19 protein-coding genes and 1 pseudogene are annotated in these 22,909 nt (G+C 61.7%); all 20 read left to right on the top strand.

Annotated features, from left to right (window positions below; all coding sequences use genetic code 11):
- Positions 1–96 (top strand): annotated as a pseudogene (locus ACM110_RS06070) (IS110 family transposase); the annotation flags it as partial.
- Positions 97–367: 271 nt separating this feature from the next.
- Positions 368–1,159, top strand: coding sequence for an enoyl-CoA hydratase/isomerase family protein (locus ACM110_RS06065; protein WP_416127030.1), 792 nt, complete (start codon positions 368–370; stop codon positions 1,157–1,159).
- Between the two features lie 42 nt (positions 1,160–1,201).
- Positions 1,202–2,362 carry an acyl-CoA dehydrogenase family protein gene (locus tag ACM110_RS06060; protein ID WP_416127029.1) on the top strand — a complete coding sequence of 387 codons (1,161 nt, stop codon included), beginning with the start codon at positions 1,202–1,204 and terminating at the stop codon, positions 2,360–2,362.
- Between the two features lie 18 nt (positions 2,363–2,380).
- On the top strand, positions 2,381–4,480 hold the full coding sequence (locus ACM110_RS06055; protein WP_416127028.1) for an acetate--CoA ligase family protein: 2,100 nt from the start codon (positions 2,381–2,383) through the stop codon (positions 4,478–4,480).
- Positions 4,481–4,490: 10 nt separating this feature from the next.
- On the top strand, positions 4,491–6,098 hold the full coding sequence (locus tag ACM110_RS06050; RefSeq protein WP_416127027.1) for a 5-guanidino-2-oxopentanoate decarboxylase: 1,608 nt from the start codon (positions 4,491–4,493) through the stop codon (positions 6,096–6,098).
- Positions 6,099–6,122: 24 nt separating this feature from the next.
- Entirely contained in the window at positions 6,123–7,313 is a 1,191-nt protein-coding gene (locus tag ACM110_RS06045; protein WP_416127026.1) for a pyridoxal phosphate-dependent aminotransferase, read from the top strand.
- Positions 7,306–8,721 carry an aldehyde dehydrogenase family protein gene (locus tag ACM110_RS06040; RefSeq protein ID WP_416127025.1) on the top strand — a complete coding sequence of 472 codons (1,416 nt, stop codon included), beginning with the start codon at positions 7,306–7,308 and terminating at the stop codon, positions 8,719–8,721. The genes ACM110_RS06045 and ACM110_RS06040 overlap by 8 nt, the downstream gene beginning before the upstream one ends.
- A 98-nt stretch (positions 8,722–8,819) precedes the next feature.
- On the top strand, positions 8,820–10,421 hold the full coding sequence (locus tag ACM110_RS06035) for an ABC transporter substrate-binding protein (protein ID WP_338581012.1): 1,602 nt from the start codon (positions 8,820–8,822) through the stop codon (positions 10,419–10,421).
- Positions 10,422–10,589: 168 nt separating this feature from the next.
- Positions 10,590–11,549 (top strand): ABC transporter permease, encoded by a 960-nt coding sequence (locus tag ACM110_RS06030; protein ID WP_338581011.1) that lies wholly within the window; start codon positions 10,590–10,592, stop codon positions 11,547–11,549.
- A 3-nt stretch (positions 11,550–11,552) separates the two neighbouring features.
- Entirely contained in the window at positions 11,553–12,380 is an 828-nt protein-coding gene (locus ACM110_RS06025) for an ABC transporter permease (RefSeq protein WP_416127024.1), read from the top strand.
- A gap of 2 nt (positions 12,381–12,382) precedes the next feature.
- Positions 12,383–14,029, top strand: a complete 1,647-nt coding sequence (locus ACM110_RS06020; protein WP_416127023.1) for an ABC transporter ATP-binding protein — start codon at positions 12,383–12,385, stop codon at positions 14,027–14,029.
- 9 nt (positions 14,030–14,038) lie between these two features.
- Positions 14,039–14,746: an NAD(P)H-dependent oxidoreductase gene (locus ACM110_RS06015; RefSeq protein WP_416127022.1), complete on the top strand. Its 708-nt coding sequence runs from the start codon at positions 14,039–14,041 to the stop codon at positions 14,744–14,746.
- A 345-nt stretch (positions 14,747–15,091) separates the two neighbouring features.
- Complete coding sequence (locus tag ACM110_RS06010) at positions 15,092–16,438, top strand: outer membrane beta-barrel protein (RefSeq protein ID WP_416127021.1); 1,347 nt, start codon at positions 15,092–15,094, stop codon at positions 16,436–16,438.
- 87 nt (positions 16,439–16,525) lie between these two features.
- Positions 16,526–17,836: an ABC transporter substrate-binding protein gene (locus ACM110_RS06005; RefSeq protein WP_416127020.1), complete on the top strand. Its 1,311-nt coding sequence runs from the start codon at positions 16,526–16,528 to the stop codon at positions 17,834–17,836.
- 25 nt (positions 17,837–17,861) lie between these two features.
- Positions 17,862–18,587 carry an ABC transporter ATP-binding protein gene (locus ACM110_RS06000; protein WP_416127019.1) on the top strand — a complete coding sequence of 242 codons (726 nt, stop codon included), beginning with the start codon at positions 17,862–17,864 and terminating at the stop codon, positions 18,585–18,587.
- A 3-nt stretch (positions 18,588–18,590) separates the two neighbouring features.
- Positions 18,591–19,283: an ABC transporter ATP-binding protein gene (locus ACM110_RS05995; protein WP_416127018.1), complete on the top strand. Its 693-nt coding sequence runs from the start codon at positions 18,591–18,593 to the stop codon at positions 19,281–19,283.
- 2 nt (positions 19,284–19,285) lie between these two features.
- Positions 19,286–20,149, top strand: a complete 864-nt coding sequence (locus ACM110_RS05990; protein ID WP_338581002.1) for a branched-chain amino acid ABC transporter permease — start codon at positions 19,286–19,288, stop codon at positions 20,147–20,149.
- On the top strand, positions 20,149–21,183 hold the full coding sequence (locus tag ACM110_RS05985) for a branched-chain amino acid ABC transporter permease (RefSeq protein ID WP_416127017.1): 1,035 nt from the start codon (positions 20,149–20,151) through the stop codon (positions 21,181–21,183). Before ACM110_RS05990 ends, ACM110_RS05985 begins: the two co-directional genes overlap by 1 nt.
- 86 nt (positions 21,184–21,269) lie before the next feature.
- Positions 21,270–22,199: a LysR family transcriptional regulator gene (locus ACM110_RS05980; RefSeq protein ID WP_140666945.1), complete on the top strand. Its 930-nt coding sequence runs from the start codon at positions 21,270–21,272 to the stop codon at positions 22,197–22,199.
- Positions 22,200–22,409: 210 nt separating this feature from the next.
- Positions 22,410–22,904 carry a hydroxyquinol 1,2-dioxygenase gene (locus ACM110_RS05975; protein WP_416127016.1) on the top strand — a complete coding sequence of 165 codons (495 nt, stop codon included), beginning with the start codon at positions 22,410–22,412 and terminating at the stop codon, positions 22,902–22,904.
- Positions 22,905–22,909 lie beyond the last annotated feature (5 nt).

The raw sequence follows: 22,909 nt of genomic DNA, 5'->3' as shown, positions 1-22,909 counted from the left end.
ACCACGCAGGCCCTGGTGATACTGGCTCGCAAGCTTGCCCGGATCGTATTTGCACTGCTAAAAGGGCAAGGTGAATACCAACCGAAAGCAGGTTGAGGGCTTCCCCTCAACCATAGAATCTCCCACAGTGTTTTGTGGCGTTCGGTAATTTTGTGACCTGCCTTCTGTCACCAGTTGTTCGAAGTTGTAACAGTTACATCGGCCTATTCCGACCGCTCTTAAGAAAATTCAGTAAAACCAATTAGTTAGCTTAATTATGAGCGTGTTACAGCTTATTTCCTCGCCGATTGCCGCCTTACTGAACACTCGTTTAGTATGGCCTCAAGTCGCATCACCTCAGACCAATCACAATAATTCGAGGATTCGCATGACTACTCATGATTCGTTGCTCAGTCAGGTCGAAGCAGGCGTTGCCTGGATCACGCTCAATCGCACCGCCCAGCGCAATGCACTGGACATCCCGACGCTGAAAAACCTGCATGCCTTGCTCGATACCTTCAATGCCGATCCTGCCGTGCGCGTCGTCGTGTTGACTGGCAGCGGTCGCAGCTTCTGTGCCGGTGCCGACCTCGATGAGTGGGCCGATGCCGAAGCCCGGGGCGCGCTGGAAACCTATGGCTGGACCGAAACCGCCCACGCCCTGATGACCCGCCTGCACAGCCTGGAAAAACCGACCATCGCCGCCATCAACGGCACCGCCGTCGGCGCCGGGATGGATTTGACCCTGTGCTGCGACCTGCGCATTGCCGGGCAGTCGGCGCGTTTCAAGGCCGGTTACACCAGCATGGCGTATTCGCCGGATGCCGGCGCCAGTTGGCACTTGCCACGCCTGATCGGCAGCGAACAAGCCAAGCGTCTGTTGTTCCTCGACGAGTTGTGGGGCGCTGACCGTGCCCTGGCTGCCGGGCTGGTCGGCGAAGTCTGCGCCGATGAGCAACTGCTGACCGTCGCCAACGAGCTGGCCACGCGCCTCGCCGCCGGGCCGACCTTTGCCTTCGCCCAGACCAAAAAGCTCATGCGTGAAGGCGCCGAGCGCAGCCTGCCCGAACAACTGCAAGCGGAACTGGCCGCCGGCCTGCTCTGCGGTCGCAGCGAAGACGGCAGCGAAGCCCTGCGCGCGGCCATGGAAAAACGCCCGGCACGCTTCATTGGCCGCTAAGCCTCGCACCCCTCTATCAGCACACGAACAACAGGTAGCAGCATGAATTTCCAACTGACCCAAGAACAAGAAATGTTGGTGGACTCGGTACGCAGCTTCGTCGAAAAGGAACTGCTGCCTTACGAAACCGAGGTCGATCGAGCCGATGAGGTTTCCCCGGAACTGGCAGCGCAGATTCGCGGCAAGGCGATTGCCGCCGGTTTCTATGCCTTCAACATGCCGGAAGAGGTGGGCGGTGGCGGTCTGGACTACCTGTCCCAGGCGTTGATCGAGCGTGAGCTGTCCAAGGTGTCCTGGGCGCTGCACGTGTTCGTCGCACGGCCGTCGAAAATCCTCATGGCCTGCACCGGCGACCAGATCAACGACTACCTGTTGCCATGCATTCAGGGCGAGAAAATCGACTGCTTCGCGCTGACCGAGCCGGGTGCCGGTTCCGATGCCAACGCGATCCAGACCCGCGCCGTGCGTGAGGGCGACGACTTCGTCCTCAACGGCAGCAAACACTTCATCAGCCACGCCGGCCACGCCGATTTCGCAATCGTCTTCGCCGTGACCGACACCTACGAACAAAACGGCAAAAAGCGCAACGCCGTGACCTCGTTCCTGGTCGACCGCAACACCCCGGGCATGACCATCCGCCGTGGCCCGAAGTGCGTGAGCAACCGTGGCTATCACACCTTCGAAATGTTCTTCGACGACTGCCGTGTACCGGCCAGCAAAGTGCTGGGCGAAGTCGGCAAGGGTTGGGACGTGGCCAACGCCTGGCTGACCGCCGGGCGCGTTATGGTCGCGGCCAACTGCGTTGGTCAGGCTCAGCGCGCACTCGACGTATCCCTGCAATGGGCGGCGGACCGCAAACAGTTCGGCCAGGCCATCGGCAACTTCCAGGGCGTGTCGTTCAAGCTGGCCGACATGGCCACGCAAATCCGCGCCGCTGAACTGCTGACCCTGCACACCGCGTGGAAAATGGATCAGGGCACCATGACTGATGGCGAGGCCGGCATGGCCAAGCTGTTCGCCAGTGAAGTGCTCGGTCGTGCGGCTGATGAGGCGGTGCAGATCTTTGGCGGCATGGGCCTGATGGATGAAAGTCCGGTGGAACGTATCTGGCGTAACGCGCGGATCGAGCGGGTCTGGGAAGGCACCTCGGAAATCCAGCGCCACATCATTTCCCGCGAATTGCTGCGGCCACTGTTGCGCTGATCCGTCCGGAGAATGTCCATGTCTCAATCCATTCGCGACAACCTCAAGCGCATGCTTGCGCCGCAACACGTGGCGTTTGTCGGCGGCCGCAGCATGGCGCGCGCGCTCAAGCGCTGCGCCGAGGGCGGCTACCAAGGGCAAATGTGGCTGGTCAATCCGCAGCACGACAGCCTCGAAGGCGTGCCGTGCGTGCGCAGCATTGCTGAATTGCCGTGTGGCCCTGATGCAGTCTTCATTGCCACCAATCGCGATCTGACACTGAGCTGCGTCGCCGAACTGGCCGCTATCGGCGCGGGCGGGGCGATCTGCTACGCCTCGGGTTTCGCCGAGACCGGGGCCGAAGGCCAGGCCCTGCAACAAAAACTGATCGAAGTGGCAGGCGACATGGCCTTGCTCGGCCCCAACTGCTACGGCTTGCTCGACTACCTGCACAGCTCCGCGCTGTGGCCGGTGGCCCATGGCGGCAAAGCGGTGGAGAAGGGTGTGGCGGTGCTGACCCAGAGCGGCAACTTTGCCTACAACCTGTCGATGAGCGATCGTTCGTTGCCGGTGGCCTACATGGCCTCGGTCGGTAATCAGGCGCAACTGGGCGTGGCCGAACTGCTGGACGTGTTGCTCGATGAGCCGCGCGTTACTGCTATCGGCCTGCACCTTGAAGGCCTGAAAAACGTACCGGGTTTTGCCCGCGCTGCACACAAGGCATTGGAGAAGGGCATCCCGATCATCGCGCTGAAAACCGGCGTGTCGCAGATCGGTGCCGAACTGGCCCTGAGTCACACCAGTTCCCTGTCCGGTTCCGATGCGTTGTACGACGCGCTGTTCGATCGCCTCGGGGTGATCCGCGTCAGTGGCCCGGTGAGCTTTGTCGAAACACTGAAAGCCGCCGCGTGCGGCAACCTGCCGGCGGGCAACAGCCTGATCGCACTGGCCTGTTCCGGTGGCGATGCCGGGCTGATCGCCGACTATTCCGAACGCAACGACCTGGGCTTGCCGAAACTCGATGACAGTCAGGTCGGCGAACTGGCGCAGGTGCTGCCGACCTACGCCAACCTGGTAAATCCGCTGGATTTCACCACGGCGATCTGGGGCGATGGCGATGCCTTGAACACCATGCTCGACAGCGCGCTGCGCACGCCAGCCGATGCAGCGATGCTGGTGCTCGACTACCCGGCGGAATTCACCGGCGAGCGCAAGGAATGCGACCTGCTGCTGGACCTGTTCTGCAAGGCGCTGGTGCGTTACGGCAAGACCGGTTTTGTCACCTCGGCGTTCCCTGAGTTGTTGCCGGCTCATGCCCGCGAACGTCTGCATGCCCAAGGCGTGGCCGCGTTGCAAGGTGTCGAGGATGGTTTGGCTGCGTGGGGCCGCATTGCCGGTTATCAGCGCAATCGTCAGGCCTTGCTGGATCTGGGTGAATCGGCCTTGGTGCCGCTGTGCCCGCAAGCGCTTGAAGGCGACGGCCAGTTGCTCAATGAATGGGATTCCAAACAGGCGTTGAAAGCTTTCGGCCTGCCGATTCCAAACGGCGTATTGAGCACCCCGCAGAAAGCCCTGAAGGATGCCGAGTCACTGGGTTATCCGCTGGTACTCAAAGCCGTCAGCGCGCAACTGCCGCACAAGACCGAAGCCGGAGCCGTGGCTCTGAATCTCAAGGATGGCGCAGCGTTAAGCGCGGCACTGGAAAAGATGAGCGCGAGCATCGCGGCTTATGCGCCGGGCGTTCCGTTCGATCAACTGCTGCTGGAACCCATGGCCAAGCCACCGCTGGCCGAACTGATCGTCGGCATCAAGCGCGAAAACGATTTCGGCCTGGCGCTGGTGATTGGCGCTGGCGGGATTCTGGTGGAGTTGCTCAAGGACAGTCGCAGCCTGTTGCTGCCGACCACCGACGGCGCGATCCGCAATGCCTTGTTGAGCCTGCGCAGCGCGGCATTGCTGCAAGGTTTTCGCGGTCGCGAAGCGGCGGATCTCGATGCGTTGGTTACGGCGATCCGTGCCGTGGCCGATTACGCCTGCGAGAACGCCGGTCAATTGCTCGAACTCGATGTGAACCCATTGTTGGTCGGTGCCGATGGCACGACTGCGGTCGACGCGTTGATTCGCCTCGGCCATGCGTGAGGATCTGAACATGCAAAGCAAAACCTTGACCGGTGGCCAGGCGCTGGTGCGCCTGCTGGCCAACTACGGCGTCGACACCGTGTTCGGCATTCCCGGCGTGCACACCCTGGAGTTGTATCGCGGCTTGCCCGGCAGCGGCATTCGCCACGTGCTGACCCGTCATGAGCAGGGCGCCAGTTTCATGGCCGACGGCTATGCGCGAGTCAGCGGCAAACCCGGCGTGTGCTTCATCATCACCGGTCCCGGCGTGACCAACGCCGCCACCGGCATCGGCCAGGCCTACGCCGACTCGATTCCGATGCTGGTGATTTCCAGCGTCAACCACACCGCGAGCCTCGGCAAGGGCTGGGGCATCCTGCACGAGTGCCAGGACCAGCGCGCCATGACCGCGCCGATCACCGCGTTCTCGGCCGTGGCCCTGACCGCCGAAGACTTGCCGGAACTGATCGCCCGTGCCTACGCGGTGTTCGACAGTGAGCGTCCGCGCCCGGTGCACATTTCGGTGCCGCTGGACGTGTTGGCGGCACCGATTGCCCGCGACTGGAGCAATGACGTGGTGCGTCGTCCGGGGCGTGGTCCTGCATCCACCACGGCGCTCGATGAAGCGGTGGCCAAACTCAACAGCGCCAAACGGCCGATGATCATCGCCGGTGGCGGTGCGCTGAATGCTGTTTCGCAGCTGCAAGAAATCAGCAACCGTTTGGCCGCGCCGCTGTTCACCAGCGTCGCCGGCAAAGGCTTGCTGGCACCGGATGCACCACTCAATGCCGGTTCATCGCTGTGCGTGGAGCCGGGCTGGAACCTGATTGCCGACGCCGACGTGGTGCTGGCAGTCGGCACGGAAATGGCCGACACCGATTTCTGGCGCGAACGCCTGCCGCTCAATGGCGAGTTGCTGCGGGTGGACATCGATCCGCGCAAGTTCAACGACTTCTATCCATGTGCGGTGGCGTTGCACGGCGATGCACAACAGACCCTCAGCGGCTTGCTGGAACGCCTGCCGTCCGACGTGCGTGACGCCGGCGCAGCCGTAGCATCGGTGGCCGCACTGCGTGAAGCGGTCAAGGCCAGCCATGGCCCGTTGCAGTCGATTCATCAATCGATTCTCGAGCGTATCGCTGCGGAGTTGCCGGAAAACGCGTTCATCAGCACCGACATGACGCAACTGGCCTACACCGGCAACTACGCCTTCGACAGCCAGGCAATCCGCAGCTGGTTGCACCCGACCGGCTACGGCACGTTGGGCTACGGTTTGCCGGCCGGCATCGGCGCCAAATTCGGTGCGCCGCAGCGCCCGGGTCTGGTGCTGGTGGGCGACGGCGGTTTCCTCTACACCGCGCAGGAACTGGCGACGGCGGTCGAGGAACTGGACAGCCCGCTGGTGGTGCTGCTGTGGAACAACGATGCCCTGGGCCAGATCCGCGACGACATGATCGGGCTGGACATCGAGCCGATCGGCGTATTGCCGCGCAACCCGGATTTCGCCGCCCTTGGCCGTGCGTTCGGTTGCACTGTGACCCAGCCGCAAAGCCTGGCCGAATTGCAAACCGACCTGCGCCACGGCTTCAAGCGCAACGGCGTGACGCTGATCGAACTCAAGCATGCCTGTGCGCATTGACGTGTATTTCAAGGGGATGAAGCCATGCGCTTTTCCGATCTGACTCAACGTATTGCCGGTGACGGTGCTGCCGCGTGGGATATCCATTACCGTGCGCTGGCCAAGCGCGAACAGGGCGAAGACATTCTGTTGTTGTCCGTGGGCGATCCGGATTTCGACACGCCGGTACCCATCGTGCAAGGCGCCATCGACAGTCTGCTGAACGGCAACACTCACTACGCCGAGGTGCGCGGCAAGCGTGCCCTGCGTGAAGCCATTGCCAAGCGTCATCAGCAACGCAGCGGCCAAACCGTCTCGGCGGATCAGGTCACGGTGCTGGCCGGGGCGCAATGCGCGCTGTTCAGCGTCGCTCAATGCGTTCTCAATCCGGGCGATGAAGTGATCGTCGCCGAGCCGATGTATGTCACCTACGAGGCGGTGTTCGGCGCTTGCGGCGCCGTAGTCGTGCCAGTGCCGGTGCGTTCGGAAAACGGCTTCCGCGTATTGCCGGAAGACGTGGCGACTCGCATCACCCCACGCACCCGGGCGCTGGCCTTGAACAGCCCGCACAACCCGTCCGGCGCAAGCCTGCCGCGCAGCACCTGGCAAGCGTTGGCCGAACTGTGCATCGGCCACGATCTGTGGCTGATTTCCGATGAGGTCTACAGCGAATTGCTATTCGAAGGTGAACACGTCAGCCCGGCGAGCCTGCCGGGCATGGCCGAACGTACCGCGACGCTCAACAGCCTGTCGAAATCCCACGCCATGACGGGTTGGCGCGTCGGTTGGGTGGTGGCGCCGCCATCGCTGGCCGCGCACCTGGAAAACCTCGCGTTGTGCATGCTCTACGGTTCACCGGATTTCATCCAGGACGCGGCGGTCATTGCGCTGGAAAGCAACCTGCCGGAACTGGAAGCCATGCGCGAAGCCTATCGCCAGCGCCGCGATCTGGTGTGTGACTCCCTCGCTGATTGCCCCGGCATCCGCGCACTGAAACCCGATGGCGGGATGTTCGTGATGGTCGACATCCGTGAAACCGGGCTCAGCGCCCAGGCGTTTGCCGACCGCTTGCTCGATCGCCACGGCGTTTCAGTATTGGCCGGTGAAGCTTTCGGCCCAAGCGCCGCCGGGCACATCCGCCTCGGCCTGGTGGTCGGCGCCGCTGCGCTGCGTGATGCCTGTCAGCGCATCGCCCGTTGTGCCCACGAATTAATGGAGGCTCAGGTACATGCTTAACCACAAGGCACTGTTTATTGATGGACGCTGGCAAACCCCGTCGGGGCAGGGCATCGCCGAGGTGATCAACCCGGCCACCGAGGAAGTCGCTGGCAGCGTTCCGCTTGGCGATGAACGCGACGTCGACAGCGCTGTGGCGGCTGCGCGCAAAGCGTTTGAATCATGGTCGCGAACGCCCTCCAGCGTGCGCGCCGGTTTCATCCGCGCGCTCGCTGAACAACTGCGGGCTCGCGCCGATGAAATGGCCGCGGTAATCACCGCTGAACTGGGCATGCCGGTGCAGTGGTGTCGCTCGGTGCAGGTTGACGGGCCGATCGAAGGCCTTGAGCAATACGTCGAACTGGCGCACCTGATGGACGAAGTGCGCGAAGTCGGCAATTCGCTGGTGATTCGCGAAGCGGTCGGCGTCTGTGCCTTCATCAACCCGTGGAATTACCCGCTGCATCAGTTGATCGGCAAGCTCGCACCCGCACTGGCCGCTGGTTGCACGGTGGTGGTCAAGCCGAGCCAGGAAACACCGCTGCACGCGTTTTTGCTGGCGCAGATGATCGAAGCCATCGGCCTGCCGGCCGGGGTGTTCAACCTGGTCAGCGGGCCGGGTTCGAAAGTCGGCGAAGCGTTGGCCAAGCATCCGGACGTGGACATGGTGTCGTTCACCGGCTCCACCGGCGCCGGTGTTCGCGTCGCGCAAGCGGCGGCGCCTTCGGTGAAACGCGTGTGCCTGGAGCTGGGCGGCAAGTCGCCGCTGTTGATTGCTGAAGACGCCGATCTGGCGGCCGCTGTGCGTTACGGCGTGCAGGACGTGATGATCAACTCCGGGCAAACCTGTACCGCGTTGACCCGCATGCTGCTGCCGGCCAGTCGTTATGCCGAAGCCGTGGAATTGGCACGCGCGGAAACCCTGAGCCTGCGCATGGGCGACCCACTCGATCCGCAAAGTTTCCTCGGCCCGATGTGCTCGGCGGGGCAACGGCGCACCGTGCTCGACTACATCAAGGTCGGTCAGCAGGAAGGCGCACGGTTGCTGTGCGGCGGTGACACGCCCTCTACGTTCGAACGCGGCTTCTATGTCAGCCCGACGCTGTTCGCCGATGTCGACAACCGCATGCGCATCGCCCAGGAAGAAATCTTTGGCCCTGTGCTGTGCCTGATTCCTTACGCCGATGAGGCGCAAGCGATCCAGATTGCCAACGACTCGCCGTTTGGTTTGTCCAGCGGCGTGTGGGCCGGTAGCGCCGAGCGCGCCTTGCAACTGGGTCGGCAGATGCGCGCCGGGCAGTGCTTTCTCAATGGTGCGGCGTTCAACTATCAGGCGCCGTTCGGTGGCTACAAACAGTCGGGCAATGGTCGGGAGTGGGGGGAAGAAGGGCTGAACGAATTCGTCGAAGTGAAGGCGATCCAGGTGTGACAGTTGGCGATTCAAACGTTGTACGCACCGGGCCATGGCCCGGTGCTTTGCGTGGTTTTGAATTGGAATTCCATTAGCTTTTGATCAGGGGCAATGCAATGAGCGATAACAAAAACAAGATTACTCAAGCGAACCATGAATTCAGTTTTCCGCGCCGGGACTTTCTCAAGTACAGCGCGACTGCAGCGGCGGTGGCCGGGGCGTTCTCCATGGGCCTGCCGTTTGGCGCCTTCGCCGAAGAGGCCACGCCGAAACCGGGCGGCGTTTTACGTTTGGGCCTGGCCGGTGGCAGCACCACCGACTCCAAAGACCCGGGCTCTTGGGCCGACACCTTCACCTTCGTCGGTTTCTCGGCGGTCTATAACACGCTCACCGAAATTGCCGTCGACGGCACCGCGATCCCTGAACTCGCAGAGAGCTGGACCTCGACCCCGGACGCCCGCGTCTGGACCTTCAAACTGCGCCAGGGCGTGACCTTCCACAACGGCAAAACCCTGGACGCCGAAGATGTGGTGGCGTCGATCCAGCATCACCTCGGCGAGAAATCCACCTCAGCCGCCAAAACCGTGCTGGGCGATGTCGCCAAAGTCAGCGCCAATGGCAGCGACAGCGTGGTGTTCGAATTGAAGTCGGGCAACGCCGATTTCTCCTACGTGGTCGCCGACTATCATCTGGTGATCATGCCGAGCAAGGACGGTGTTCCCGACTGGAAGGCCGGCGTCGGCACTGGCGGTTATCGCCTCAAGGACTTCGAACCGGGCGTGCGCATGACCCTGGAACGCAGCCCGGATTACTGGAAACCGGGCCGCGCGCACTTCGCCAGCGCCGAATTGATCGCCATCGCGGACGGCGCAGCGCGGGTCAACGCACTGGTCACCGGCCAGGTGGACGTGATCAACAAGGTCGACCTTAAAACCGTCGCGCTGCTCAAGCGCAATCCGAATCTGGTGATCGAGGAAACCAAAGGCGCGCAGCACTACACCTTCCCGATGCTCACCGACAGCCAGGTGTTCCAGAACAACGATGTGCGCCTGGCGATGAAGCACGCGATCAACCGCGAAACCCTGCTGGCGTCGGTGCTGCACGGTTATGGCCTGGTGGGCAACGACCATCCGATCCAGCCTGGCAGTCGCTTCATCAATACCGCGCTGGAGCAACGCACTTACGATCCGGACAAGTCGCGCTTCTACCTGAAAAAGGCCGGCCTGGATTCGCTCAAGGTTCGCCTGCAAGCCTCCGACGCCGCGTACACCGGCGCCGTCGACGCCTCGGTGCTGTTCAAGGAACAGGCGCGCGCGGCCGGGATCGACATCGACGTGGTGCGCGAACCCGCCGATGGTTTCTTCTCCAACGTCTGGATGAAGCAACCGTTCACTACGTCGTTCTGGTACTCCAGCCTGACCGCCGACCGCATGTTCAGTATCGGTTATGCCAAGGGTGCGGCGTGGAACGAAACCCACTGGGATAACGCGCGTTTCAATCAACTGCTCAACGCTGCCCGGGGCGAGATGAACGACCCGCTGCGCCGCGAGATGTACAACGAAATGCAGGGCCTTTGCCGCGACGAGGGCGGGGCGATTGTGCCGTTGTTCGCCAGTTCGGTGGCGGCACGTTCCAACAAGGTTGCCCATGGCGGACAGACCGCGCCTTACGGCGAGCTGGATGGGTTGCGGGTGATCGAGCGGTGGTGGCAGGCCTGAAACCTCGATCTATCAACCCATGAAGATCCCTGTGGGAGCGGGCTTGCCCGCGATGGCGCCGTGACAGTCGACATAGATGTTGGCTGGCATACCGCTATCGCTGGCAAGCCAGCTCCCACAGTGGAATTTGCAATCTTCACCAGCGTGCCCAATTCAAGGAACCGCACGATGAGAAGTATTTTCAAGCTGTTAGGGCAGCGCTTGGCCTTGGGCCTGCTGTCGCTGTTCGCCGTATCGGTGATTATCTTTCTCGCCGTCGGCCTGCTTCCGGGCGACATCGCCCAGGCCATGCTCGGCCAGTCCGCCACCCCGGAAACCGTGGCCGCCTACCGCGCGCAATTGGGCCTGGACCTGCCGCCGCTGACCCGTTTCGGTCACTGGATCTGGCAACTGCTGCACGGTGATCTTGGCGTATCGCTGGCCAACCAGCGGCCCATCGCCGAACTGGTCGGCGCGCGGTTGGGCAACACCTTCAGCCTCGCATTGCTGGCGGCGCTGGTGTCGGTGCCATTGGCGTTGCTGCTGGGCATGCTCGCCGCGTTGTACCGCAATAGCTGGTTCGACCGCTTGCTCAACACCTCGGCCCTGAGCGCGGTGTCGTTCCCCGAGTTCTTCGTCGCCTACATTCTGATTCTGGTGTTCGCGGTGAAGCTCAACTGGTTCCCGAGCATTTCCAACCTGGCGCCGGACGCGTCCCTAGGCACAATACTGGAACGTTCGGTACTGCCGGTGGCGACACTCAGCCTGGTGGTGATCGCACAGATGATGCGCATGACCCGCGCATCCCTGATCAACCTGCTCGCCAGCCCTTACATCGAAATGGCCCGGCTCAAGGGCATCAGCCAGTCGCGGATCATCTTCCGTCATGCCTTGCCGAATGCGCTGGCACCGATCGTCAACGTCGTCGCGTTGAACCTGGCGTACCTGGTGGTCGGCGTGGTGGTGGTCGAGGTGGTGTTTGTCTATCCGGGGCTCGGCCAGTTACTGGTGGACTCGGTGGCCAAGCGTGACATCCCGGTGGTGCAGGCGTGCAGCCTGATCTTCGCCGCGACGTACATCCTGCTCAACACCAGTGCCGATGTGCTGTCGATTGCCAGCAACCCACGCCTGATGCATCCGAAGGGGTAGTCCATGAACCTGATCAAACAATTAATGCGCGCGCCGCTGAGCGCGAAGTTCGGGCTGCTGGTGATCGTGCTGTACATCTTTGTGGCGCTGTTTGCACCGGTGTTGGCGCCGTTTGGCGAAACCCAAGTGGTGGGCGAGGGCTTTGCGCCGTGGGGCGGGCAGTTCCTGTTGGGCACCGATAACCTTGGGCGCGACATGTTCAGCCGTCTGGTCTACGGCGCGCGCAACACCCTGGGCATTGCGTTCCTGACCACGGTGCTGGCGTTTCTGCTCGGTGGCTCGTGCGGTTTGATCGCGGCGATCAAGGGCGGGTGGGTCGATCAGGGTTTGTCGCGGGTGGTGGACATCCTGATGGCGATTCCGCAACTGATCTTCGCTTTGCTGATCCTCAGCGTGGTCGGCACCACGGCCACATCACTGGTGCTGGTGATCGCACTGCTGGACGCGACCCGCGTGTTTCGCCTTTCACGCGCCGTGGCAATGAACGTGGTGGTGCAGGACTTCGTCGAAGCCGCACGCCTGCGCGGTGAAGGCCTGTACTGGCTGGTGACCCGCGAAGTGCTACCGAATGCGGCGGCACCGTTGATTGCCGAATTCGGTCTGCGGTTCTGTTTCGTGTTCCTGTTCATCAGTGCGCTGTCGTTCCTCGGCCTCGGTATTCAACCTCCGACCGCCGACTGGGGCAGCATGGTCCGCGACAACGCCGTACTGATCACCTTCGGCGACATCAGTCCGTTGCTGCCCGCCCTGGCCGTGGCCTTGATCACGGTCAGCGTCAACTTCGTCGTCGACTGGATGCTGCACAAATCCAGCGGCCTCAAGGAATGCTGAACATGACGATCACCAAACCTTTGCTGGAAATACGCGACCTGCACATCGAGGGTCACTACGAAGACGCGTGGCATCCGCTGATCAAGGGCATCGACCTGACCCTGCAACGCGGTGAAGTGCTGGGGCTGATCGGCGAGTCCGGCGCGGGCAAGTCCACCCTCGGCCTGTCGGCCATGGGCTACACCCGTGACGGCTGCCGGATCACCGGGGGCTCGGTGCATTTCGACGGTATCGATCTGCTCAAGGCCAAACCTGAAGCCCTGCGCAAGTTGCGTGGTTTGCGCATCGCTTATGTCGCGCAGAGTGCGGCGGCCTCGTTCAACCCGGCCCATCGACTGATCGATCAACACGTGGAAACCGCGGTGAAGAACGGCGGCATGAGCCGCGAACAGGCCATGCGCGAAGCGGTGGAGTTGTATCGCGTGCTGCGCCTGCCCAATCCCGAAACCATCGGCCAACGCTATCCGCATCAGGTCTCCGGTGGCCAGTTGCAGCGCGTCATGACCGCGATGGCCATGGCCTGCCATCCGGATTTGATCATTTTCGACGAACCGACCACCGCGCTGGACGTCACCACGCAGATCGAAGTGCTGGCGGCGATTCGCGATGCGGTGAAGACCTACGGCAGCGCCGCGATCTACATCAGCCATGACCTGGCGGTAGTCGCACAAATGGCCGACCGCATCATGGTGCTGCGCCACGGCAAACTCGTGGAGGAAGCCGAGACCCGCAAGATGCTCGGCGATCCACAAGAGGACTACACCAAGTCGCTGTGGGCGGTGCGCAGTTTCCGCACTGAGCCCAAAGCCTGCCCGCAGCAAGAAGAACCTTTGCTGGAGCTGCGCAACAGCTGCGCCAGTTACGGCCAGCAACCGGTGTTGCATGATGTTTCGTTAAAGCTCTATCGCGGCCAGACGCTGGCAGTGATTGGCGAATCCGGCAGCGGCAAAAGCTCCACGGCGCGCTTGATCACTGGCCTTTTACCGCCAACTTACGGTCAAGTGCTGTACGACGGCGAGCCACTACCGGCGGACTTTCGCCAGCGCAGCAAGGAGCAACTGCGGCGCATCCAGATGATCTACCAGATCCCCGACACGGCGCTGAACCCACGCCAGCGCATCGTCGACATCATCGGCCGGCCGCTGACGTTCTACCTCGGCCTCAAGGGCAAGGCCATGCGTGCGCGGGTCGCCGAATTGCTGGAAATGATCGAACTCGACCCGGCGACCTTCATGGAGCGTCAGCCCCGTGAATTGTCCGGCGGACAAAAGCAACGCATCTGCATTGCCCGCGCACTGGCGGCCGACCCACAATTGATCATCTGCGACGAAGTCACCTCGGCCCTCGATCAACTGGTGGCTGAAGGTGTGCTCAAGCTGCTCAACCGCATTCAACAACAACTCGGCGTCGCCTACCTGTTCATCACCCATGACGTCGCCACCGTGCGCGCGATTGCCGATGAAGTGCTGGTGATGCAACGGGGCAGGGTGGTCGACCACGGCTCGCGCAGCCAGATCTTCACGCCGCCGCATCAGGACTACACCGGGCTGCTGTTTTCTTCCGAACCACAAATGGACCCGGACTGGCTTGAACAATTGCTGGCCAGCCGCGCGACCGCAAACTCATCCAATACGCTGGAAAAAGTCTAAGGAACCACCATGAAAGTACTAATCGTCCACGCCCACCCGGAACCAAAATCCTTCACTGCCGCCCTGCGTGACCAAGCGGTGGCTACCCTTGAAGCCCAGGGCCATGAAGTGCAAGTCAGCGACCTGTACAAAATGAACTGGAACCCGGTGGCCAGCGACGCGGACTTCTCGTCACGGGAGAACCCCGAGTACCTGGTCTATGCACTGGAACAACGCCTGGGCGTGAAAAGCCAATCGCTGGCTGCCGACATCCAGGCCGAACTCGACAAACTGCTGTGGGCGGACCTGCTGATCCTCAACTTCCCGATCTTCTGGTTCTCCACCCCGGCGATACTCAAGGGCTGGATCGATCGGGTACTGGTGTCGGGGATTTGTTATGGCGGCAAGCGTTTCTATGATCAGGGTGGATTGGCGGGCAAGAAGGCGCTGGTGACCGTGACCTTGGGTGGGCGCGAGCACATGTTTGGCGAGGGCGCGATACATGGTCCGTTGGAAGACATGTTGCGGCCGATTTTGCGCGGGACGCTGGCTTATGTCGGATTCGATGTGTTGGAACCGTTTGTGGCGTGGCATGTGCCGTACATCAGCGATGAGGCGCGTCAGCAATTTCTGGTTGATTACGGGCAGCGGTTGCAGCATCTGAGTGATGAGCAGCCGTTGGTGTTTCCGAAGTTGGCGGAGTTTGATGACAAGCTGTATCCACTGACCACGGCCTGACCGATACCACACCCCCTGTAGGAGCTGCCGAAGGCTGCGATCTTTTGATCTTGCTTTAAAAAAAATCAAAAGATCGCAGCCTTCGGCAGCTCCTACAGGGTTGCAAAACCATGTGGCAGCTTTGCTGCAAATCCCCCTCCATTGTTCTGAATACGCAAACACTGAAGTCGCCGAGATTGGAATTGTTGGCGTAGTGGCTGGCTTGTAGCCTCCATTACGCCGAACACCACGATCCGCCAACGGTCGGGTGGAGCTCAAGCCAGGGCTCATCAAGACGTCATACCTTGCTTTCGGCCACATGCCCCTTCGGGGGATTGGCGCCTAATAAAAATAAGGAAGGCAGGTATGAGTATTCGTGCATGGGTTTGCGCAGCAACCCTGGTCGCGCCCGTTCTGGGTGCCGGCGTTTTGTTTCCCTCTGTGGCGCTGGCGGCAGAAGATCCCATGGGTTCGCTGGTGCGCAGCGTGTTCGGCGACAGCCTTGAGCGTGAACACGGGATCAAGCTCTACGGCTGGGCGCAGGCCGGGGTCATCTATAACAACAACGGCACGGATGACGTCAGCAAGCAGAGCTTTTTCAACACCGACGAAGGCGTGAACCTCAACCAGTTCGCCCTGGCCGTGGAGAAGAAACCCAAGAGCAATGTGATCGGCCGCGTGGGGCCGTTTCCCGGTCCGATGCCGCAAGAGGCTGACTGGGGCTTCAACGTCACCGCGCTGTACGGCAAGGATGCGCGCTACTTCAAGACCTACGGCTGGGACGAGGACCTGAGCGTCAACCGCGACAACAAGGCTGAAGATCCGGCATTCACCGTCGCCCAGGCCTACGTCAATTTCTACTTCCCGGTGCTCGGCGGTTCTGAGTTGATGGTCGGGATTTTCCACACACCACTGGAAAACGAAATCGGCTTCGCCTTGCCGTCACCGGCACCGACCGATTTCTACTCGCACACCTATTCCTTCATGCACGGCCCGGCCAAACATGCCGGCGCGTTGTACTCGTTCAAACTGCCGTCGGCACCGGGCGAGAGCATGCTCGGCTTCGAGCTGGGCGTGGTGCAGGGCTGGAACAACCTGCAAGACCCCAACCATGACCCGGACGTGATCGCCAACGTGCGCTGGCGCTCGGCGGACTTCAGCACCTGGATCGACTGGGAAAACATCTACGGCAACGGCGCCGGCGACAGCTTTGCCGAATGCAGTTGCGGCTCGCCGCTGCCGGCGGGCACCAAGGACGATGACTACAAACGTCTGGCGTCGTACCTGACCTTGTCGCAAGTGCTCGACCCGAACAACCGCGTGGCGCTGGAGTTGAACTACGGCACCCAGGAGCAGGGCGCGTTCGCCGGCTTCGCCAACAAGAACGATGCGACTTGGTACGGCACGGACATCAACTGGTATCACAAGCTCAGTGAAAACCTGATGTGGAACAGCCGCGCCGAATGGTTCTACACCGATGCGCCGGTCCACGTGATGATGGCCAACATCGACCCGAACACCGGCATTCCGGACCCGACCTGGGGCAGTTTCTACGGCGTGACCACCAACCTGGCCTGGACGCCGACACCCAACGTGCGCCTGCGTCCGGAACTGCGTTACGACATTCATTCCGGCCCCGGTCGCGATGCCTACGCCGATGGGCAAAAGGATTCGCAGGTTGTCGCATCCTTCGACGTCAGCTTGTTCTTTTAAACCGACTTCTTCCGTTTACCCCTGACCCTGCGTGCTGGCCCGGCCACACGTGGCGACCCCGTTCGTCCGGGCTTTTGGAGTACTGACATGACAGACAACAACGATAACAACCTGTTTGGCCGCAACTTCTCCCGCCGCGATTTCCTGCGCAGCACCGGCGTCGCGGCCGGTGGCGTGGCACTGGCGAGTATGCCGTTCACCTTCGCCATCGGCAGTGAGCGGGTGATCAAGCTCGGCTATGTCAGCCCGCAGACCGGGCCGTTGGCGCCGTTTGCGGCGGCTGACAACTACATCATCGAATCGCTCAAGCAAGTGCTGAAGAACACGATCAACGTTGGCGGCAAGGCTTATCGCCTGGAAGTCATCGTCAAGGACAGCCAGTCCAACCCCAACCGCGCGGCGGAAGTGGCGAGCGAGCTGATTCTGTCGGACCAAGTCGACCTGATGCTGGTGTCGTCGACCCCGGAGACCACCAACCCGGTTTCCGACCAATGCGAAATCAACGAGATTCCCTGCATCTCCACCGTCGCCCCGTGGCAGCCGTGGTTCTTCACCCGGGGCGGCAAACCGGATCAAGGCTTCGAGTGGACGTACCACTTCTTCTGGGGCCTGGAAGATGTGATCGGCGCATATAGCTCGATGTGGGGCGCGATGCCGTCGAACAAAGTGGTCGGCGGTCTGTTTCCCAACGATGGCGATGGCAACGCCTGGGGCGACCAGAAGCTTGGCTTCCCGCCGGTGCTGGCGCAGAAGGGTTTCCAACTGGTCGACCCCGGCCGCTTTCAGAGCCTGACCGACGACTTCTCCGCACAGATCGCCGCGTTCAAAAAGGCCGACGTCGAGATCGTCACCGGTGTGGTGATTCCACCGGATTTGAGCACCTTCTGGACCCAAGCTCGCCAGCAAGGCTTCAAGCCCAAAGCGGTGTCGGTGGGCAAGGCGCTGCTGTTTCCGACCGCCGTCGAAGCGCTGGGTAAGGCCGGTAACAACCTGTCGACCGAAATCTGGTGGAGCCCGACGCACCCGTTCAGCTCTTCGTTGACTGGCGCCAGTGCCGGGCAACTGGCCCAGGGATTCACCCAGGCCACCGGCAAGCAATGGACGCAACCGCTGGGCTTCGTGCATGCCTTGTTCGAACTGGCGGTGGACATCCTCAAGCGCACTGAAGAAGTCGGTGATGCACACGCGGTTCGCGATGCCTTGCTCAAGACCAACCTCAACACCGTGGTCGGGCCGATCAACTGGAACGGCGGGCCGGTGAAGAACGTCGCCAAGACCCCGCTGGTCAGCGGCCAGTGGCGCCTGGGCCAGGACAACAAATACGACCTGATCATCACCAGCAATGCCACCGCGCCGGCGATTCCGTTGGGCGGCGAGATGCAGGCCATTACGTATTGATTGCGCAACAGGACACGGGTGCACCATGCAACAACCACTTCTGCAAATGACCGATGTGCACAAAAGCTACGGCCAGGTGAAGGTCACGGACGCCATCGACCTGACCCTGCAACCGGGCGAAGCACTGGGCATCATTGGCCCCAACGGCGCGGGTAAAAGCACGCTGTTCAACCTGATCGCCGGTGGCGTGGCGGCGGACGAAGGCACGATTCATTTCGAAGGCCGCGACGTTACCCGCGTCCCGGTGTTCAAGCGCTGCCAGCAAGGCATTGGCCGTTCCCACCAGATTCCGCACCCGTTCGTGAAAATGACCGTGTTCGAGAACCTGCTGGTGGGCGCGACCTTTGGTGCGCGGCTGCGGGACAAGGAGGCCAGCCAATGGTGCGCGCAGACGCTGGAACTTACCGGCCTGATGCGCAAGGCAAATGTGCTGGCCGGTTCGCTGACCTTGCTCGACCGCAAACGCCTGGAAATGGCCCGGGCCTTGTCGACGCAGCCGCGTTTGCTGTTGCTCGATGAAATCGCCGGTGGCCTGACGGAGCCGGAGTGCCTGGCACTGGTGGAAACCATTCAGGGCATCCACAAGTCCGGCGTCGCGATCATCTGGATCGAGCACATCGTGCACGCCTTGCTGGCGGTGGTCAGTCGCCTGACGGTGATCAACTTCGGCGCCAAACTGGCCGAAGGCGAGCCACGCAGCGTCATGGCCGACCCTCGCGTCCAGGACATCTATATGGGCATCGGGAGCTGACGCATGCTGACCATCGAAAAACTCTGCGCCGGCTACGGCGACTTTCAAGCGCTGTTCGACATCAGCCTGACCCTTGAGGCTGGTGAAACCGTGGCGATCATCGGTTCCAACGGCGCGGGCAAGTCGACCTTCCTGCGTTCGCTGGCCGGGCTGATCAAGAACCAGCCGAGCGCCATTTCTTTCAAGGGGCAGGCCATTGGCGACATGGCGGCCAATCAGGTACTGGAGCGCGGCATCGCCCTGGTGCCGGAGGGGCGCAAGCTGTTCCCGTCGCTGAGCGTCGAAGAAAACCTGCTGATCGGCGCCTACAGCAAACGCCCGGGACCGTGGACGCTCAAGCGCATTTATCAGCTGTTCCCGGTGCTGAAACAACTGCGTAAACGACCCGGCACGGCGCTGTCCGGCGGCCAGCAGCAGATGGTTGCGATTGGCCGTGGCCTGATGGCCAACCCGCACTTGCTGTTGTGCGACGAAATCAGCCTGGGCCTGGCGCCGACGACGATCAAGGACATCTACGCCGCGTTGCCTTCGATCAAGGCCGACGGCACCACGGTGATTCTCGTCGAGCAGGACATCAATCAGGCACTGAGTGTGTGCGACCGCTTCTATTGCTTCCAGGAAGGGCGCGTGTCCCTGACCGGGCGCGCACGAGACGCGGACAAAGCACAAATCAAAGCCGCGTATTTCGGGATCTAGTGATGGAATGGCTCAATACTTTGCTTCAAGGCGTGTTGCTCGGTGGCCTGTACGCGATGTTCGCGGTGGGGCTGTCCCTGATGTTCGGCATCATGCGCCTGGTCAACATCGCTCATGGCGACTTCATCGTGCTGGCGTCGTACTTGGCGCTGATGGTGGTCAACCATCTGGGCTTCAGTCCGCTGGCGAGTCTGCTGATCGTGGTGCCGCTGATGTTCTGCTTTGGCTACCTGCTGCAACGGCTGCTGCTCAACCGCACGCTGGGCACGGACATCCTGCCGCCGCTGCTGGTGACGTTCGGTCTGTCGATCATCGTGCAGAACGTGTTGCTGGAATTCTTCAGCGCCGATAGCCAGAAGCTGTCCCAGGGCGATCTTGAGGTGGCGAGTGTCGGCATCGGCAGCCTGAGCGTCGGCGTGATGCCGCTGATCGTGTTTGGCAGCGCGTTGCTGATCATCGGTGGCCTGCAACTGCTGTTCTACAAAACCTCCTTGGGCCGGGCGTTTCGCGCTACCTCCGATGACCAGCACACCGCACGGCTGATGGGCGTCAACAACGCGCACATCTTCGGCCTGGCCATGGCGCTGGCGATGGCCGTAGTGTCGATTGCCGGGGTGTTCCTGGCGATCCGCACCAGTTTCGACCCAACCGTGGGGCCGGCGCGGCTGTTGTACGGTTTCGAAGCGGTGATCATCGGTGGTCTGGGCAGCCTGTGGGGCACGCTGGCGGGCGGAGTGATTCTCGGCGTCGCGCAGGCCGTGGGCGCGAAAATCGATCCCGGTTGGCAAATCCTCGCCGGTCATCTTGTGTTTCTGCTGATCCTGGTCGTGCGTCCGCGTGGCCTGTTTCCCCGGAGTGTCGACTGATGAATGCCTTGAACAATCCCGCGCCGGTTTATCGCGTACAACGCACGACCACCAGCAGCACCATCGGCTTGTCGTTGCTGGGCCTGTGCGTACTGATTTTGCTCAGCGCGCCCTTGTGGGCGGATCGCGCCAGTCTGCGGCTGGTGGTGGAGTTCGCTTATTACCTGGCCTTGGCACAAATGTGGAATTTGCTGGCGGGGTACGCTGGCATGGTTTCGGTGGGGCAGCAGGCGTTCGTTGGCCTGGGCGGCTATCTGTTGTTCATGTTGGCGACGCAGTTCGGCGTACCGCCCTTGTTTGCGGTTCTGCTTTCCGGGGTGCTGGTCGCGGTGCTGGCGATTCCCACGGCGTTGATCGTGTTTCGCCTGCGTGGCGCCTATTTCGCGATCGGCACCTGGGTGGTGGCGGAGGTGTTCCGCTTGGGGCTGGCGCAGATGAGCAGCCTGGGCGGCGGATCGGGGCAAAGCTTGCCGGCGGCGATTGTGCGGCAGATCGGCAACGACCGGGACGGGCGCGAAACGCTGATCTACTTCACCGCACTGGCCATCGCCATCGGCGCCGTGGCGGTGGTGTACTTTTTGTTGCGCTCGCGACAAGGGCTGGCCCTGGCCTCGATTCGTGACTCGGAACCAGCCTCCGGCAGCCTCGGTGTCGATACGTTTCGCACCAAACTGATGGTCTACGTACTGGCCGCCGGTTGCACCGGTGTGGTCGGGGCGTTGATCTTCCTGCAAAAGCTGCGGATTTCCCCGGATGCAGCGTTCAACCTGCAGGACTGGACGGCCGTGGTGATCTTCATCGTGATCATCGGCGGCATCGGCACCCTCGAAGGCCCCTTGATCGGCACGCTGATCTACTTCGTGTTGCGCGGCTGCCTGGCGCAATACGGCGCGGTGTACATGATCATCCTCGGCGTGGTCGCGGTGGTGATGATGCTCAAGGCGCCGCAAGGGGTTTGGGGACTGATCAGCGAACGCCTGGGCTGGCAGGTTTTCCCGATGCAGCGACGGTTGTCCGTTACGCCCCGGCCATGAGGCGCAGCATGGATCTGGAGTGCGAGGTGCCGACAGGCTAACCTCGCTGTTCCTATAAGAACAAAAGCATCCAGAGAGCCTGCCCCATGGATCGTTTACTCAGTGTCGAAGCCTTTGTGCGGGTGGCCGAAACCGGCAACTTCGCCAAGGCCGCCCAGCAACTGGGCGTGACCCGTTCGGTGATCACCCACCGTATCCAGCAACTGGAACAGTTCATCAATGCGCCGCTGTTCCATCGCAGCACCCGGCATGTGCGGCTCTCCGAAGTGGGCGAGACCTACTACAAGGAATGCGCCGACATGGTCGCGGGCTTCAACTCGCTGACCGAGCACATGCGCGAACTACGCGCCAAACCCACCGGCAAACTGCGCGTACAGATGCTGCCGGGGTTTGCCATTGGTCACTTCGGCCGAATGCTCGCCGAGTTCACCCGGTTGTATCCGGACATCGAAGTAGACGTGATCGTCAACGACCGCGTGGTCGACCCCATCGAAGAAGGCTTCGACGTGGCGTTCCAGATGTTCCCGCCCATGGCCGAAACCCTGATCGAGCGCAAGCTGTTCAGCGTGCGCCGCCTGTTCTGCATGTCACCCGATTACGCCAGCGAGTTCGGCGTGCCGACCCATCCCCAGGAACTGCTGCAACACAAAATCGCCCTGTACGAGGGCTATCCGTCGCGCAACCGCTGGATTTTCAGCCGCGAAGACGAGCAAGTGGAGCTGAGTCTGCCAGGGCAAGTGCGTTCGAACTCGGTGCATTTACTGCGCGATTACGCCCAGACCGGGGTGTGCATTGTCTGCCTGCCAACCCTGGTGGCCAGCGATGATTTGCTCAGTGGCCGGTTGATTCCGGTGCTGCCGGAGTACGCGTTGTCCTCGTTCAATTTCTCGGCGGTGTACCCCGCGACCCAGCGCCGAGCGTTGAAAGTACGCACGTTGATCGACTTTCTGGTGGAGAATTTCGGCGATGAGCCATGCTGGGACAAGCCCTTGCTGGAGCGGGGTTGGGTACGCTGATAACCGCGCGATTCCTGTAGGAGCTGTCGAGTGCAACGAGGCTGCGATCTGTTGCTTTTTACAAGCAAGATCAAAAGATCGCAGCCTTCGGCAGCTCCTACAGTGTTTGCGTTTCGCGAACACTGTTGTCGCTGGTCCTCTAATTGTTCCGGCATCGGCTGCGACGTACTGTTGACTCACTGTTACTACAACAACAAAACGGTGAAAACCATGAGTAGCGCGGCAATCGAAACAGTCTTCGGCTCGCTGGACAACTACAGCAAAGGCTCGGTCGAGATCATCAGCGGCCAGGCCAGCCACTACGCCTTTTCGAACATTTTCGAAGTGGCGGAAAAATCCCTTCCTTATGAAAAAGTCATCGTCGGCCTCAACCTCGGCTACGTGATTGAAACCCTGCGCGCCGAAGGTCAATCGCCTTGGTACACCGCCGCGCACGACGAGTTCGCCATCGTCATGGACGGTGAAGTGCGGGTGGATTTCCTCAAGCTCGAAACGCCGCTCAAGGCAGGCGAGGGCACGCAACTGGCCGGTGACCTGCCGGCGGGCAAACCCATGGGTTACGTGTTGCTCAAGCGCGGCCATCAATGCCTGTTGCCGGTGGGCACGGCGTATCGCTTCGAAGCCAGCCGCCCGGGCGTGATTCTGCAGCAGACCATCAAAGGCCCGTTGTCGGTCGAGAAGTGGGCAGACATCTGCTTCAAGTGATCTGC

The organism is Pseudomonas sp. NFX98 (genome assembly GCF_047784845.1).
In the GTDB taxonomy this organism is placed as follows: domain Bacteria; phylum Pseudomonadota; class Gammaproteobacteria; order Pseudomonadales; family Pseudomonadaceae; genus Aquipseudomonas.
Note: the sequence above shows the minus strand (reverse complement) of the source record. Positions and strands in the feature narration are given on the sequence as shown.